This window comes from Candidatus Firestonebacteria bacterium RIFOXYD2_FULL_39_29 (assembly GCA_001778375.1).
Taxonomy (GTDB): Bacteria; Oederibacteriota; D2-FULL-39-29; order D2-FULL-39-29; family D2-FULL-39-29; genus D2-FULL-39-29.
The window spans coordinates 1-15908 of the sequence record MFGV01000086.1 but is presented as its reverse complement, the minus strand read 5'-3'; the positions used below and the strand labels follow the sequence as shown (position 1 = coordinate 15908).

The 15908-nt window shown below is 40.0% G+C and carries 13 protein-coding genes; 1 reads left to right on the top strand and 12 read right to left on the bottom strand.

Annotated features, from left to right (window positions below; genetic code table 11):
- Positions 1 to 303: 303 nt before the first annotated feature.
- Positions 304 to 819, top strand: coding sequence for a hypothetical protein (locus tag A2536_12020; GenBank protein ID OGF44487.1), 516 nt, complete (start codon positions 304 to 306; stop codon positions 817 to 819).
- Between the two features lie 6 nt (positions 820 to 825).
- On the opposite strand, the gene A2536_12015 is transcribed toward A2536_12020, so the two are convergent.
- The 12 genes from A2536_12015 to A2536_11960 all read right to left on the bottom strand — a co-directional run bounded on the left by A2536_12015 (position 826) and on the right by A2536_11960 (position 15746).
- On the bottom strand, positions 826 to 2163 hold the full coding sequence (locus A2536_12015; protein OGF44486.1) for a hypothetical protein: 1338 nt from the start codon (positions 2161 to 2163) through the stop codon (positions 826 to 828).
- A 189-nt stretch (positions 2164 to 2352) separates the two neighbouring features.
- Complete coding sequence (locus A2536_12010) at positions 2353 to 4116, bottom strand: hypothetical protein (GenBank protein OGF44485.1); 1764 nt, start codon at positions 4114 to 4116, stop codon at positions 2353 to 2355.
- The gene (locus tag A2536_12005) at positions 4113 to 5561 is read right to left on the bottom strand and encodes a hypothetical protein (protein OGF44484.1); all 1449 of its coding nucleotides are present in this window, start codon (positions 5559 to 5561) and stop codon (positions 4113 to 4115) included. Before A2536_12005 ends, A2536_12010 begins: the two co-directional genes overlap by 4 nt.
- 218 nt (positions 5562 to 5779) lie before the next feature.
- Positions 5780 to 6847 carry a peptidase M28 gene (locus A2536_12000; protein ID OGF44536.1) on the bottom strand — a complete coding sequence of 356 codons (1068 nt, stop codon included), beginning with the start codon at positions 6845 to 6847 and terminating at the stop codon, positions 5780 to 5782.
- 2 nt (positions 6848 to 6849) lie between these two features.
- On the bottom strand, positions 6850 to 7932 hold the full coding sequence (locus A2536_11995; GenBank protein OGF44483.1) for a peptidase M28: 1083 nt from the start codon (positions 7930 to 7932) through the stop codon (positions 6850 to 6852).
- A gap of 157 nt (positions 7933 to 8089) precedes the next feature.
- A complete protein-coding gene (locus A2536_11990; protein ID OGF44482.1) occupies positions 8090 to 8800 on the bottom strand; it encodes a hypothetical protein in 711 nt (236 codons plus the stop codon).
- Positions 8801 to 8894: 94 nt separating this feature from the next.
- Positions 8895 to 9947, bottom strand: coding sequence for a hypothetical protein (locus A2536_11985; protein ID OGF44481.1), 1053 nt, complete (start codon positions 9945 to 9947; stop codon positions 8895 to 8897).
- On the bottom strand, positions 9944 to 10468 hold the full coding sequence (locus A2536_11980) for a protease (protein ID OGF44480.1): 525 nt from the start codon (positions 10466 to 10468) through the stop codon (positions 9944 to 9946). Before A2536_11980 ends, A2536_11985 begins: the two co-directional genes overlap by 4 nt.
- A 285-nt stretch (positions 10469 to 10753) precedes the next feature.
- Entirely contained in the window at positions 10754 to 11857 is a 1104-nt protein-coding gene (locus A2536_11975; protein ID OGF44479.1) for an oxidoreductase, read from the bottom strand.
- 170 nt (positions 11858 to 12027) lie between these two features.
- On the bottom strand, positions 12028 to 13263 hold the full coding sequence (locus tag A2536_11970) for a hypothetical protein (GenBank protein OGF44478.1): 1236 nt from the start codon (positions 13261 to 13263) through the stop codon (positions 12028 to 12030).
- A 358-nt stretch (positions 13264 to 13621) separates the two neighbouring features.
- Positions 13622 to 15304 (bottom strand): arginine--tRNA ligase, encoded by a 1683-nt coding sequence (locus tag A2536_11965; GenBank protein ID OGF44477.1) that lies wholly within the window; start codon positions 15302 to 15304, stop codon positions 13622 to 13624.
- Positions 15246 to 15746 (bottom strand): ribosome silencing factor, encoded by a 501-nt coding sequence (locus tag A2536_11960; protein ID OGF44535.1) that lies wholly within the window; start codon positions 15744 to 15746, stop codon positions 15246 to 15248. Before A2536_11960 ends, A2536_11965 begins: the two co-directional genes overlap by 59 nt.
- Positions 15747 to 15908: the final 162 nt, after the last annotated feature.

Below are 15908 nucleotides of genomic sequence, written 5' to 3'. Positions count from 1 at the left end.
TTTGGTTAATATTGCACCTCATTTAAATCTGTAAGTCATAAATAAATACTAACCATATTATATAACTCCATACATGGTTATTTCAACCCTTTTATACCCCAATTTTGAATATTTTATTGATTTCTGAAGGTCTTTTGAAGAATTTTTCATTTTTTCACAGAAATTTCCTGGTTTTCTTAGGGTAAAAAAGCATCTGTATAGAATCAACATCATCTACGGGCTAAAGCAAGAGTAATAAAATTCTCAGTATTTACAGGAGTTATCAGGGATGTCTTTCTTCTTTTTTTGTGTTATAATTAAAATATGAAAAAACTATTGCTTGTTTCAGTTATTCTTTGTACTGCAGTGTTAGGGGCGGAGAAGGTTTCCGTTTCAGGGAAGGCGGGGGTTTCTATCTGGTATGAGGATTATGAAAGAAAAGGGCTGGGGGCTATTTACTGGTTTAGCGACTCCATTGGAACGGAAGTTACTTTGAATTTTGACACTACGGCTATCCATGATTATTCTTTCAGGGGTTATGCGGGAAAAATAAAATTACCCATAGTTATAACAAGACAGGATAATGCCTTGCTGGAGCTTACTCCGGAGTTTTTTTACAGACGGGATCCGACACAAAATCCTAATCTCACAATCACTTATTCCCCCGGACTCTGGTTGCTTTTAGAGCTGTTCCCCGTAGACGCCTTTAAGAACATAAGCTTTTCCATAGGAGGCGGCGTAGATCTTTCTTATGTTGTAACCGAAACCCCCACCCAAACAACAACCTTAAATCAGATAAACATCTCCGTCTTCGCCCTAGGAGTAAAATACTACTTTTGAAAAACTTTACTCACTTTTTCCACTTTTCTCACTCTGCCTCAGCCCCGCTTCCGCAGGGTCTCCTGCCAAATATTTTTCGGCTACACGCTTTACGTCTTCTGTTTTTACGGCTCTAATATTGTCCACATAGGTCAGTTCCTGCTTGTAGCTCGAGATGACTTCGTAATAGCCCAGGGAATGGCCCACGGCTTCGTTTGTTTCATGTTCAAAAATATAGCCGTTTTCAATGACAGTGATGACTTTATCCAGTTCAGCCTGGGGGATTCCCTCTTTCTTGACTTTTTCTATCTCTTCCATAATTGCTGATCTAAATTTTCCCTTATTATCATATTCAAGTTCACCCAAAACTATAAAAAGGCCTTCATCTTTCATTGTGGAGTAGTTTGCGCTTATGCTGTGGCAAAGCTGTTTATTTTCTTTAACCTGACGATAAAGCCGGCTGCTCATTCCCTGCCCTAGAGCTATGGATAAAACATCCATTGCGTAAGTATCCGGACTTTCTACATTCGGAGCAAGCCAGGAGTAAGCCTGATAAGTCTGCTTAAAATGCGACTCTTCTTCTATTTTTCCGTTTTTAAAATCACCCTTGATATGTCCGAGAGCCGTGCTTGTATTTTTTTCTCCGCCCCTAAAATATTTCATTATCTCTCCGGTAAGTTCTTTAGTATCAAAATCCCCGACTGCGACTATCACCATATTTTCCGGAGTGTAATGATCGCTGTAATATTTTACAAGCGTATCCCGGCTGACATTCGCAATTATTTCCTTAGTACCGATAACCGGGCGTCTATAAGGATGAGAAGCATAAGAAACTTCCGATATTTTTTCGAATAAATAACCGTAAGGATTATCCTGTTTCCTCACAATCTCTTCGATAACAACCTTGCGTTCTTTTCCAATCTCTCCGGCATCAAAAGCGGGATTAATAAGGCAATCCATCATCCCATCCATGGCAGTATCTGCAAACTTTGAGGCTATGGTAAAGTAATAGTAAGTAAAATCATGGGAAGTTGCGCCATTAAGATGACCGCCCAGACCCTCTATAGTCTTTGAGAGGTCATTAACTTTACCTGTCTTACTCCCCTTGAAAATAAGATGCTCTATAAAATGTGAAATACCGCTGTCCGCGTCCGATTCATTCCTGGAGCCGGTCTTAAACCAGACAGAAAAAGATGTCACACCGTTCCCAATCTCTTTTGTTATCAAAGACACCCCGTCGTTAAGCGTCGCCTTCCGTACCACCTCTTCCCGTTCCTGTGTGTAACGTTTAGTCTCGGCCTTTTGCGTAGAACAACCGGCGAAGGCGAATGCCGCTATCAGAGCTGTAATTATAAGCTTTTTCATAAAACTCCCCTTTAATACATTGACTATTGACAAATGACGACTGACAATTTAATGAAGGCGGAAAAAGCTCCGCCAATATTTTTAAAATGCATTTTAAAACTTAAATTTTTTATTCTTATTTTACTATCTGTGCCATCTCACTTAAAATCTCTTCAAAAGATCCGCCTTATTTGACTGGCGGATGTGATATCAGATGTTCCTATGGAACATCATTGACTCCGCAAATATGTCCTGAAACAACGGACTAGCCGACAGGTCTACATATTTTACTGCTTTTGCGATTTCTTCCACATCTTTTCTCAGGTCTATTGAAAGTAGTGCTTTTCTTGCGCCTTCCTCGGCGGCGTTACCGCAGAAAATTATTTTTTTAAGCGCTACTTGAGGAATAAGTCCAATGGCAAGGGCTTTTTCTGCTCGGATGTAATTACCAAAGGCTCCGGCAAGAAGAATTTCCACAATGTCGTCCGCTTTGATCCCCAATTCATTCATTAATATCTTAATACCGGCAAGCATTGCGCCTTTTGCCAGCTGGATTTCACGCACGTCTTTTTGATTTAAGCTTATAGAACCTGTAAACATAAATTCATTTCCATTTTCATGCTCTACAAGCTTTTCTTTTATCTCTGCGGGAAGCTCTGCCGGCAGTTCGCTTTTATCTTTTATCCTTCCGGTATCTTCCACTATCCCGTTTTCCACTAGAAGTGCCATCGCATCAATAAGTCCGCTCCCGCAAAATCCTACAGGAGCCGCATCCCCTATAGTTTGACAAATAATCCTGCCGTCTAAAAGATCTATCTTCTCAATGGCCCCTTTACTGGCGCGCATGCCTGAACGAATGTGCGCTCCTTCAAATGCAGGCCCTGCGGCACAGGAAGCCGCAACAAGACGGTCTTTATTTCCGAGAACCACTTCCCCGTTTGTTCCTATATCTATTGCAAGTTTCATATGCGTTGTCTTGTAAAGATTGGTTGCAAGGATAACTCCAAGAGTATCTCCCCCGACCCACCCGCCAATAACGGGAAAAATCCTGACATAGGATTTTTTATTGATATTTACGCCTATTTCGGAGGCTTTTCTTTTGTTCATACTCTGCGTGAGGGTTGAAATAAAAGGATACGTAGCCAAAGGTTTGGGATCGGTTTTCAAAAGCAGGTGTTCCATCGTCGTGTTGCCGCATAGAATTATGTCATAAATATTATCCGGGGTTGTTTTAGCTTCTTTGCAGGCTTCTTTTATAAGTTTATTAATAACATCTACAACCTTTTTGTTTAACTCTGCAAGTCCGTTCTTATTTTCCAGACAAAAATTAAGCCGGGAAATAACATCATCCCCGTAAACCACCTGAGGATTCATATCCGCCGCGGTCGCTTTTACCGTTCCGGTCTTTAAATCCACCAGAGTTCCGACAACCGTAGTTGTTCCGACATCAAAAGCCATTCCATAGAGTATTGCAGTGGTGTCCCCATGTTCAATGGTCAGGAGTTCGCTATCCGCCGTAGAAAAAACCATAGTACTGTTTGCAAGTTCACCAATATTTCCGGAAAATTTCACCGGCAAATCGCTTTCCCCCGGAGATTCTTTGTAAAATATTTTCTTTACAGCAGGCACTAATTTTACTTCGGTCTGTATCCCAACATCCAATATTTTCTGGGTTTGAAGACGGCTGGAACGGGGTATAGAAATAACAGTGTTTCCTGTTATTTTGGTCCTGCAGGCAAGTCTTATCCCTTTTTCTAATTCTTCCTTTGAAAGTAAAGCAGTTTCTTCGCCATCAGGAGCAGAAACACCCTCTCCCTTTGACACTTCCACCCTGCATTTACCGCACTTTCCGACGGCTCCACACGGAACTTCAAGGCGAACTCCGCATTCTGCCGCAAGCGCTGCTATTGTAACACCGGATACGGTCTGAACTTTTTTCCCTTCAGGTTGAAATATTACTTTGCATTTTTTCATTTTTCAGGAGTTTGTTTTTCGTTTACCATTTGAACCAGATATTGTTCTATCTTTTTGGCAAGCTCATTTGCTTTCAAATGAATATCTATAAGTGACTTGGCTTCTGAAGTAAAAGCAGTCAATTCTTTATTGCCCAAGGGTTCATAAAGTACTGCTTTCACTGAAATTAAATCATTTTTCTTTTCTATACTCCCGGTGATAACAGCAATGGAATTAAGCTCTTCAGGAAGTAAATCGGCAGTATCTACAAGTAAAGTCTTTATCGCTTTAGAATTAAGAAGCCCTGCTTTAATGATTTCAAACATCGAACGACGCTGTGAGTCATTTATAGTTTTAGAGGTAAACTGCCTAAGAACAGCAACCTTCTGTCCGGATTTTTGTGTTCTAGAGGGAAGAACAATAGGGGCAGGCGGTTCAATGGGCAGAGTTGGAACAGAAGCAGGAGGCGCCACCACTAAAACCGGAGCAGGTACAGAAATTTTCGGTTTATTTTGTTCTGCCGGGGCTTTCGCATTCTTTTTTGCACCAAAAGCATAAGCTACAGAAATACGATGCAAATACCCCATCTCACTGTTTGGGACCAGCGCATAGTTAAAAGTCAGAGGTGCAATATTAACTCCGATACCGGCGCTAAGACCTGAAATATAATCAGTTACTTTTGTATTAAGGGGATAAATGTAACCGGCTCTTAAACATACAATCTTTTCATGAATATAAAGTTCCATACCTACCCCAATGTTGAGATCTCCCTCCCAGGGGTAAGAAACCCCGTCAACAGTAATCACCGCTTCAGGTGAAGGCGAAAACGCAAAACCCGCACGGACACACCTTGGCAGCCGTTCTGCAATTGAACCCAGCATCACGGGAGTTCCAAAATTTAAAAACGAAACACCCAAAGAAATCCCGGGCACCAGTTCATGAAAAATAAAACCAACATCAGCAGCGTAACTTGATGAAGAAGCGGTTTCTATACTATCCGCTATATATTTAATTGAAATACCGGTAAAAATAAAATCTGTAATTTTAACTCCAAGCGATATTCCGGCAGAGAGATCATAAGCGGTGAAAGTACCCGCGGCCACCGCACCGGAAGTATACGCATCAAAGACACCATTATTCATATATATAAAACCAAGACCGAGAACAACGGTTTTATTGAGAGGAAGGGCAAACTGAGCATGCTCAATAGACATATCGGAGAACCAAATTATGTGCCCGCCTAAAATTTCTGGAACGCTAACTAGAGCCAGACCGGCGGGATTAAGAAGTACTGCTTCATTGTCTCCCGCAATACCTGTAAAAGCTCCGCCCATAGCAGAACTCCTGGCACCGACATTAATTTTAAGGAAAGAAGCAGCGGAAGATCCTGTATTTAGAGCAGAATACAGGAAAATCGGCATTAAAAACAATAAAACTAAGGCTTTTTTCATAAATCCTTTTATCATAAAGCTATATTAACATAAAAGATCCAAACTTGCAATTAAAGAGCACTTTAAAATTGTTAGAACGTTACACGTTGCTCACGTTACTAACGTTCAACATTAATGTGTTATTATTAAATAAAACACTAATAAAACCGTTGTTTTCGCTTTTTTTATATATAATAACACCCTTAAAAAGAACGTGAGTAACGTGTAAACGTGGAACGTGCAACCTTTCGTTTTTACTCCGTAAAACCGTTCACTGTCTTAGCATCCATCTTTATAATGACGGCTGTTACTAATTTTACGGCTGCTTCAAAATCGTCAAGATTGATTATTGCTGCGTGGCTGTGAAAGTATCTTGTTGGGACTCCTATTACGATTGTTGGAACACCGCTTCTGTTCTTATGAATTACCGCAGCATCCGTATTGCCGGTATTTACGGTATAGGCCTGATAAGGTATCTTTTCTTCCCTGGCCGTTTCAACCACCAGGTTCCTTAATTTTAAATTTGGGATCATTCCCGGATCATAAAAAGTAATTAAAGCGCCTTTTCCCAGGGAGCTGTATAGATCGTTTTTTTCAACGCCCGGAAAATCATTGGCAATGCGGCATTCAAGGACAATAGCAACATCGGGATCTACCATAAAGGTACTGGTCGTGCCTCCTCTATGCCCCACTTCCTCCTGTACAGCAGCAACCCCATAGACGCAGTTATAATGCTTTTCATTTTTCAGATTATTCATAACTTTTACCATCACCGCACAGCCGACACGGTCATCAAACGCTTTTCCGAGAAGAATATTTTTATTTTGCATCTGAAAAAACTCAGTCACCGGCACCACAGGATCTCCGATTTTTACTCCAAATTCAAGAGCCTCTGCTTTTGTCGAAGCGCCTATATCAATAAAAAGACTTTCTAACATTAATGGTTTATTTTCTTCCTCCGCTGTCATAAGATGAGGAGGTTTGCTTCCGATAATTCCTATGACATCCCCTTTGACCGTCTTTATCTTGACTCTTTTCGCAGGTAAAACTTGAGCGGCCCATCCACCCAGAGGCAAGAAATTAATAAAACCGTTTTCGGCAATATGCTTAACCATAAAACCAATTTCATCCATATGTGCGGTAAGCATTACGGCTGGTTTAGATTGAGTTCCTTTTTTTTTACAGATCAAACTCCCGAGTTTATCATTAGAAACTTCCCCGTTGTTTTTCATGTATTCAAAGAGAAGGTCTTTTACTTCTTTTTCATAACCTGAAGGACCATCGGCTTCAGATAATTTCTTTAGAAGCTCAACGGAAGTAATTGTCACGCCGTCAAACCTTTTACCGTTTTGGTATCAAGTACCTTGATGAGAGCCAGCATAAGTTTTAAAGTATTTTCGTAGTCATCAATATTGATTATTCCGACATGAGTGTGAATATATCTTATAGGTACCGCAATATAGAGACTGGGAACCCCTGTCGCGTTCAAATGCACAGATCCGCCATCCGTACCCCCTCCGGTTAAGGTAGTGAATTGCATCGGGATTTTATTTTTTTTGGCTATTGAAACTGACAAATCCCTGAGTTTTATATTTGGAATCATTCCGCCGTCAATAATAGAAATACTCGGTCCCTTTCCCAGCTTGCCTATGATTTGATCAGACGCCGTACCCGGGACATCGTTTGCAACTCCTATTTCGGCAACCAGACACACATCCGGATTTATTGAAAAAGCCGAGGTTTTGGCACCTCGACTTCCAATCTCTTCCTGTACCGTCCCGACACCGTATACTATATTTGGATGCTTAACTTTTACAAGTGCTTTAATAATATCCACAACCAAAGCACAGCCGACCCTGTTATCAAGTGCTTTAGCCATGAATAATTTTTTATTCTTCATCGGAGTAAATGGACAGTCCGGAATAATTGGATCCCCCGGCATTATTCCAAACTCCTCCTCTGCCTCTTTTTTCGAAGAAGCACCGACATCAATAAACATATCTTTTTTCTCAAGAACTTTAGAACGTTCTTCTTTTGTCATAATATGCGGAGGCTTGCTTCCGACTACTCCAAGAATGTCCCCTTTACTTGTTCTTATTATGACTCTCTGTGAAAGTATTACCTGATCATACCAGCCGCCAATCGGAATAAATTTTATAAATCCCTCTTCTGTAACAAATCTAACCATAAAGCCAATCTCATCCATGTGCCCGGGAATCATTATTTTTGGCGTATTATTTCCGGCTCCGCTTTTCTTTTCAAAAATAACAGAACCAAGACGATCCCTTGTTATATTTGTCAAGGATTCCAAGTGTCTTTCCATTATTACACTTACTTCTTTTTCATAACCGGAAATACCGCGTGCATCTGTCAGTTCTTTAATCAACAAGATACTTTCTTTACTCATTGCAACTCCTTTAAGAATTTATTCGGCGGAGACATATAGGAAGTGTTAAAAGGTTACAAGATAGAACATTATTAACGGTTTACATTAAGGCATTATTATAATATTTGGCAGAGTGTTTTTTCTGCCCACCTTAAATCGTCAATTGTAAATTTTTCTTTTAGACGGTAAGCTTCATCAGAAAACCGATTATTACTGCAAGAATTGTACCTACTTGGTAATTGAGTACAGGTGATTTTTTTGCTCTGACTAACAAGTAGCCCGCAATGGCAGCTGCGATTGCGCCGGCATACCAAAAGCTTCCCAAAAATATACAAAGAGAAATCAACGCCCGCTCAAGAATCTCTAAATATTTCTGCCCGGGCGTGGGCCAGATTATTTTTTCTTTCGTATCGCCGGTAATAATTTTTTTTATGTACTCCTGCATTATTGCAGTAGTATAGGTAATCAAGACAAACCAGATAGCGAAATACATTATCTGGTCGTTTTTGTATATCATGTCAAGCCACGCAGGTCCGGGATAAACGGGACGGTCAAGATTTAAAGCACCGTAGCTGATAATTACCAGTACCGAAATATGACCAAACTGATCGAGCAAGAAAGTCCAGAGATTATTCTTTTCTATCTGCAAATTATAAGTTATTTTTGCTTTATCCTGGAAGATATGAACCAGTGCACCCAAAATGAAAAGACACATAATTATCGTATTTGAAAGATAGGGAAGAAGAAAAACAGCAGTTGTAAAAGCAACGATGCCTCCGTGCAAAAGCACTCCCCATTTGTATTTAACCTTTATTTTAAACACCCTGTCAGTCTGGAGCAGAAAATCTGCAATCAAATGCGCCGCCAGAAGACGAATAAAGATAAACATCCGTTGCTTTTCCTCCTATAGACAGTAAAAGATTAATGTTATTGAATTATATCAAAAGAAGTTGTTTTTGTGTAGCTATTTTTAGTGAATTTACTTACAAACGAGCTCTATGAATTTTCCAGACCTTGACAGAGCCATTTTTATTTATTACATTGAGTTTTTCATGAAGATTCACTGTAGTACAGCAATGAGTAGGTGTCACCAATACCCTTTGTCCGGCAAAGACTTTTGAGCCTTGAACATTTGAGTGTTCCTCGCTCATTTTTAATATCGGTTTTTTTCCAACCTGAGGATCCCCGAACTCAGAGGATAAGGATTTACGGCCTGCATCAATAATATATGAGCCATCATATCTGACCCCGCAAATTGAAGACAGCACAAAAAGAGATTCTTCAAAACTTTTGATCAGAGATCTGTATTTTTCATCCATGAAAACATAAGAGCCTGCCTGCAGTTCTGTAACTCCGGAGATTTTTCCCGTTATATCGTAAGTACCTGTACCTCCCGCGCTGACTATCCCGACAGGTACTCCGTACTTTACGAGAAGCTTTGCACTTTCTGTCAAGAGTTTCATAGCTTTTCGGGCTTTTTCCTTTCTCTCTTTCTTATTCCGGATAAACACTGCATGACCTTCATAACCAGTAAGACCAAGAAGATTGATATTTTTCATCTTCGTGACTAAACCGGCAAAACAAAGCGTATCAGCTCCCGGCACTCTTCCAAGCCGGCCCATACCGGTATCTACTTCAATAAGAACATTTATTTTCTTCTTTTGTCTTCCCGCCAGATCATTCAATAGCGCAAGATTTGTTTCGTCTTCAACACCGACTATTACTTGATTATTATTTTTCTGAAGTTTCAGCAAACGCTTTATCTTATGTTCATCCGTAAGTTGATTTGCAATAAGAATACTTTTTATTCCGCCTTTAGCAAGCGCTTCTGCTTCATCAATAGTAGCGCAAGTTATTCCGATGGCTCCGTACTTAATCTGGAGTTTTGCTATCTCCACGCACTTGTGGGTTTTAAAATGCGGCCGTATATTTACTCCGCTCTTTTTTACAAAAGAAGCCATAGTTTTAATATTTTTCAAGAGCAGGCGATAGTCAACAACCAGACAGGGAGTATTTAAGGAATAAAGTATCTTCATTTTGTCAGCTCCTTTATTATTGTTTTACAGAAAGCAGGCAGGTCATCCGGAGTGCGAGAAGTAACAAGATTGCAGTCTACCACAACTTCTTTATCCACAAAGTTACAGCCGGCGTAAATCATATCGTCTTTAATCGCTTTAAAAGCAGTTGCAGTTTTTCCCTCTAAAATCCGCGCTGAAACGAGTACAGACCCGCCATGACAGATAGCTGCAATTATTTTTCCTTTTTCAAAAGCATCACGGACAAACTTATTGACAAAATCATATCTGCGAAGAAAATCCGGAGCCCAGCCCCCCGGGATTATAACAGCATCAACGTCAGAAGCCTTAATTTTATCCGCAGTAGTTGTAATCTTTATAGGATACCCATACTTACCGTTGTAAATGTCTGCCGACCCCGTTCCTGCGACAATAATTTCCGCGCCTTCTTCTTTGAACCGGTAATAAGGATACATTACCTCCATATCCTGGAATTGTTCGGCAACAAGGATGACAATACGCTTACCGGCTAAGTTAGACATCTTTCACCTCCAAGAAAAAAAACAAATGACTAAGTACTAATGACTACTGACTATTTATGGAGGATATTTATTCCTCTATTCAGGAGTCAAATCAGAACGACTGCAACCAAAGACAAAAACCACACAAAGAAAAGCTGACAGAATCACATCTTTCCTCGTTTTATTATTCAAATTTTCTCCAAATAAGCAAACAATAACAAAACTTCAATATTCATATAAATATCGGCGGAGCTTCTCCCGCCTTCCTTAAATAGTCAATAGTCACCAGTACTTAGTCATTTCTTTTTATCTTTCCAACTCGAAAGCCTTAAGCCCTTTCACCATCGCTTCCGGTTTTGTACAGGTCGTCGCAAGCATAATATGTTTTCCTTTTTCAGAGGCTTCATGTAAAGACTGCATAACATCCAGAACATGAAAGGCAAGTTCTCCACTCGCTCTGTACTTTCTCCCGCTAATTAAGGCACATGCCATATCAGCGACACCCAGACCCCGCGAATTATCGGAATAACCGTAAGTAAGAGCAATATCTTCCCATCCGCTTTTGTTACTTCTTTTAACCTTAACAGGTCCGTTAAATGTATTCGGATCCGGAACAGCTATTGTTCCTTTTTCACAGTAAACTTCTATACAGGGTAACCCCGCTGCTTTCACATCAAAAGACATAATTATTGTTGCAACAGCGCCTGACTTAAAATCTAGAACACCCGATACGTGAGTAGGGACTTCCACCTTTATTTTTTTGCCTTTTCTCGGTTCGGATCCCTTTATTCTTTCTTTAAAGGATATTTGTGCGGAACTTGTAACCCTTTTAACCGGTCCGATTAAATTAACAAGTGCAGTTATATAATAAGGACCCATATCAAAGAGAGGGCCGCCGCCTTTTTGATAGAAAAACTCGGGATTAGGATGCCAGCCTTCAGGTCCGGAGCCCATCATAAATGCAGTTGCTGCTACGGGTCTTCCTATTTCCCCTGAATCAATTATCTTTCTGACCGTCTGAATCCCTGCACCCATAAAAGTATCCGGAGCACAGCCAACCAAAACACCTTTCTTCTTAGCTGCAGAGATAATTTTTTGCCCGTCTTCCCGGGTAATTGCCAGAGGTTTTTCATTGTAAACACTCTTCCCTGCTCGAATTGCCGCCATTGCAACATCCTTATGAGCTTTTGGAATTGTAAGGTTAACAATTATTCGTATGTCTTTATCCTTTAATAGCTTTTCCGGGGAAAGAAATTTTGAAATATTAAACTCCCCGGCTTTTGCCTCTGCTCTTTTCAAATCAATGTCCGATACCGCAACAAGATCCACAGATTTAAAGAGTTGCAGGTTCTTCAGGTATATTGAACTTATGTTACCACAACCGATGACACCAACCTTGATCTTCTCCATTCTCATTCCTCCTAAAATAATTTCTAATGATACTTGACTACAATACGTCTAAAAGTCCATAATGTCCATAAAGGTCCGTAACGTCTTTCACTAGTATGTTCTTATTGTATTTGGCAGAGTTTTTACTGCCTACTTTAAATCGTCAATTGTCAATCGTAAATTTCTTTTGTTTACCATTTCATTTTCAGTATCAACAGCCCTATTACAAGCATTATGGGTATTGCAGGCAGCATATACTTGTAGATACGGTTTATATCAGTTTTAAAATACTCGCAGGTCAAAAGATAACATAAATGGACAGGGGAAAGCAAGACCCCAAAATACCCTGACATAAAAGCAAAAGACAGCATTGGTAAAGAAACGGTTCCTCCGGTGGTTATAAGCGGAATAAGCAAAGGAAAGGTAATAGCTACAAAGGCTTGCACTACTCCGGTCAGCAAACCGACGGTAAAAGGCATCACAAAAAGTAAAATAGTCAGAGGAAGTTTTACAACTGTAAAAAATTCTACGATTCCTTCTATTGCTCCGCTAACCTGGAGCATATTTTTAAAGAACATTACCCCGATAATCATCATAACAATATTAATGCTAAAAGCTTCTTTAAGATACTTCATAAGATTCTTTCCGTTTATTTGATAAATAAAAAGCTGGGCAACGACCACAACAAAAAGAGAGAATAAGAGCGGCTGTTGAAAAAACAATACGGCTGCAATAATAAATATTACAGGAAAGATACCTTCAGAAAGAGACAAGATATGCTGACCGGAGTTTTTATCCGCATCAGCATATCTTAAAAGTTTTGGAACACCATGAAAAGCAATCAACCAGCCAAGCAGCAGCATAACAAAAAAATATACGGACTGATATTTGTTTAAATCTCCAAGAGTAACATGCGCGAGTGTTGCTGCAAATATTACTCCGGGATAAAGAGGAAAAACCGGCTCCCAAATATGTCTGAACCAGTAATTAATAAAACTTTTCTTCTCCGCAGATAGCTTAAGACCTTCCGCTGCCTTCTCTGTAAGAGGAGCCGAGAATCTGGCGCCCCCGGCTGAAGGAAGTGTTCCAAGAAATACAGGGAAAAACGCCGTGACCTTTCTCCTGTCTTTAATCAGAAAACCAATAGACCCGAGAAGCCTGTCAAAAGCTCCGCTTTTTCTCATAACTATCTCAAGAAGACTGATAAGGAAAAGTATTGCAATAAGCTCAAGAGTAACAAAAGAACCGCTTTTATCTTTTTCTATTATAGAATTTCCAAACGCAAAAACGATTTTATAGGGATTTACAAAAAAGAAGGTCCCAATCGCCAAAGAAGCAATAATCAGCGTAAGCCCGAGGTCTACCTTAAGGCGCAGCAACACCAGTATTATCGCAAATATTATCAAAAGATATATGAATACTTCCATTATCCCTATTCCTTTTTAAAAAGATTCTCCGCTTACAGAGAGACTTCACAGTAGATGGACAGATATATGAGCATAACTTAAATCACTAAGACTAAAATTCCAAGCACTAAACAAACTTAAAACCAAGTAAGAGCAAAATTATGAACCTCTCCGAGCTTACGCACGGAGTTTCGACGATAGGAGATTTTAAATTATTCATGCCAAATTCATCCCACGAGCTCACGCTCGGGGTTTTCTTTGGCATAACGTCATAAATTCTAAACAAAATCATCGAACCTATATTAAATATCTTCCTTTTTAGTGCTTAGTACTTTAATCTTAGTAATTACTCGTTTAAACTTTATGCTTTCAGTGTTCGTTACATATGCGAAGGAGCGCTAACTCCTAAAATACCAAGACCATGCCGTAATATATTCCTTGCTCCAAAACACAGAACAAGACGCGCGGTGGTCAGTTCTTTGTCGTCTGATACCACACGGCATTTTGCGTAAAACGAATGATACAAACCCGCAAGCTCTTCCAGATACTTTGGCACCAGATGCGGCGCATAATTTAAAGCAGAATGATTCAAAGTATCACCGAAGGAAGCTACCTTCCTGAGAAGCTCTGCCTCTTCCGGCGCGGTCAAAAGATTATAATTGACTGAAGCAAAATCCGGCTCAGGAAATCCGGAGGTCTTTGCATATTCTATAACATTACAAATTCTGGCATGTGCATACTGGACATAAAACACAGGATTCTCATCCGTCTGTTTCTTCGCAAGGTCAATATCAAAATCCAGGTGGGAATCCAAACTTCGCCTGAGAAAAAAGTATTTTGCCGCATCCGCCCCGACTTCCTCTACAAGTTCATCCATAGAGATAAAATTACCCTGTCTCTTGCTCATCTTAAACGGCTTTCCGTCTTTAATCAGGTTAACCTGCTGGGCAATAAGTACTCTGAAATTTTCAAGAGGGAGCCCTCCTACTTTTACTGCGGCAGAGATCCTACCAATATATCCGTGATGATCCGGACCCAGAATATCCACTATAAACTCAAAACCCCTGCTTATCTTACTAAAATGATACGCGATATCAGGAAGCAGGTAAGTAGGCACACCGTCACTTTTAATAAGCACTCTATCCTTGTCATCCAGAGGTTTCCCTTCTTTATCCAAAACAGTCGAAGAGGTGAACCACTTTGCGCCTTCCTCTTCCTTTATCATGCCCTTTTCTTTAAGTATATTGAACGCTTTATCGAGTTCTTTTTTTTCATGGAGCACGTTCTCAAAAAACCAGACATCAAACTCCACTCCGTAATCTTTCAAACTCTTCTTTTGCCATTCTATCATAAGCGATAATCCGATGGGTTTAAAAACGGCTATCCGTTCTTCCTCTGACTTTTCCAGGTATTTATCGCCTTCTTTATCTATAATAGCTTTCGCAACATCTTTAACATATTCCCCGCCGTAGCCATCCTCCGGAAACTCTATCTTTTTCCCGAGAGCTTCCTGATAACGCAGGCTGATAGATTTGCCAAAGGTGTTCGTTTGATTCCCGACATTATTAACATAAAACTCTTTAGTGGTTTTAAAGCCGGAGTTATTTAAAAGATTGGCAATAACATTCCCCACTGCCGCCGCCCGGGCATTTACGACATTCAAAGGCCCGACAGGGTTCGCGGAAACAAATTCAAGATTTACTTTTTTACTTTTTCCGGCATCGGAAGAGTAAAAATTCTCACCTTTTGCCGCTTTTTTAATGAGGTCACCCAAATAAGCATCGGAAAGGAAGAAATTAATAAAGCCCGGCCCTGCGAGTTCAGCCTTGCTTATCACAGATTTATCAAAATTCAATTTACCGAGTAATTCTTGCGCAGTTTCTCGGGGGTTCTTCTTTAGTTTCTTAGAGATACCAAGGGCAACATTAGTGGAAAGGTCACCAAATTTAATATGCTTCGGGGATTCAAACCCTATTTCGGGAATATCAGATTCATTAACTCCGCTATTTTTTAGAGCTTTTTTTAACTCTTCCCTTAGGTTTTGCTTTACTTGCTCCAGCATTTTTTTTCTTCCCTTTCACAGGTTTTGCTTTCTTTGCCACAGCCTTTTTTGTTTTGACAACTTTCATTTTCACAACTTCTGCAGGTTTTTCTGATTTTCCAAATTCTATAACTTTCGCATCGCCCCACAACCTTTCCAGTGAGTAAAACTTACGTGTTCCCTCTTCAAAGATATGCACAACTACATCCGAATAATCAAGCAGCATCCAGTTGCTATTTCTATCAGACTCGGTATGGTAAGGATATACCCCTCGCGCTCTCAAATCTTCCTCAATATTACCAGCTATCGCCCCCACCTGAACATAAGAATCCGCGCTCGCAATAACAAAAAAGTCCGCGCAATAATCCAGTTTTCGAAGGTCTAAAATCATAATATTCGAAGCCTTCTTCTCTGCCGCCAGCTCCGCTATCTCTTCCGCTAATTTCTGTCCTTCTAATGCCATATTTCCTCCATAAATTCAATTATATATCAGGTGTTAAGGTATTTTAGCATATTTTCGAAGATGATTCCACTGATTCGATTCACAGACAGCGATTCCGCAACAAGCAAATTAAGCCATAACTTTTGCACTGAAAAATCAAGGATTTTATTCTTTTGTGACCCG

Excerpts from the sequence above, each read along its gene's own strand:
- A2536_11975 (OGF44479.1), bottom strand. The coding sequence starts at position 11,857 with ATGGAGAAGATCAAGGTTGGTGTCATCGGTTGTGGTAACATAAGTTCA.
- A2536_11995 (OGF44483.1), bottom strand. The coding sequence starts at position 7,932 with ATGAGTAAAGAAAGTATCTTGTTGATTAAAGAACTGACAGATGCACGC.
- A2536_11965 (OGF44477.1), bottom strand. The coding sequence starts at position 15,304 with ATGCTGGAGCAAGTAAAGCAAAACCTAAGGGAAGAGTTAAAAAAAGCT.
- A2536_12005 (OGF44484.1), bottom strand. The coding sequence starts at position 5,561 with ATGATAAAAGGATTTATGAAAAAAGCCTTAGTTTTATTGTTTTTAATG.
- A2536_12015 (OGF44486.1), bottom strand. The coding sequence starts at position 2,163 with ATGAAAAAGCTTATAATTACAGCTCTGATAGCGGCATTCGCCTTCGCC.
- A2536_11970 (OGF44478.1), bottom strand. The coding sequence starts at position 13,263 with ATGGAAGTATTCATATATCTTTTGATAATATTTGCGATAATACTGGTG.
- A2536_11960 (OGF44535.1), bottom strand. The coding sequence starts at position 15,746 with ATGGCATTAGAAGGACAGAAATTAGCGGAAGAGATAGCGGAGCTGGCG.
- A2536_11980 (OGF44480.1), bottom strand. The coding sequence starts at position 10,468 with ATGTCTAACTTAGCCGGTAAGCGTATTGTCATCCTTGTTGCCGAACAA.
- A2536_12010 (OGF44485.1), bottom strand. The coding sequence starts at position 4,116 with ATGAAAAAATGCAAAGTAATATTTCAACCTGAAGGGAAAAAAGTTCAG.
- A2536_12020 (OGF44487.1), top strand. The coding sequence starts at position 304 with ATGAAAAAACTATTGCTTGTTTCAGTTATTCTTTGTACTGCAGTGTTA.
- A2536_11985 (OGF44481.1), bottom strand. The coding sequence starts at position 9,947 with ATGAAGATACTTTATTCCTTAAATACTCCCTGTCTGGTTGTTGACTAT.
- A2536_11990 (OGF44482.1), bottom strand. The coding sequence starts at position 8,800 with ATGTTTATCTTTATTCGTCTTCTGGCGGCGCATTTGATTGCAGATTTT.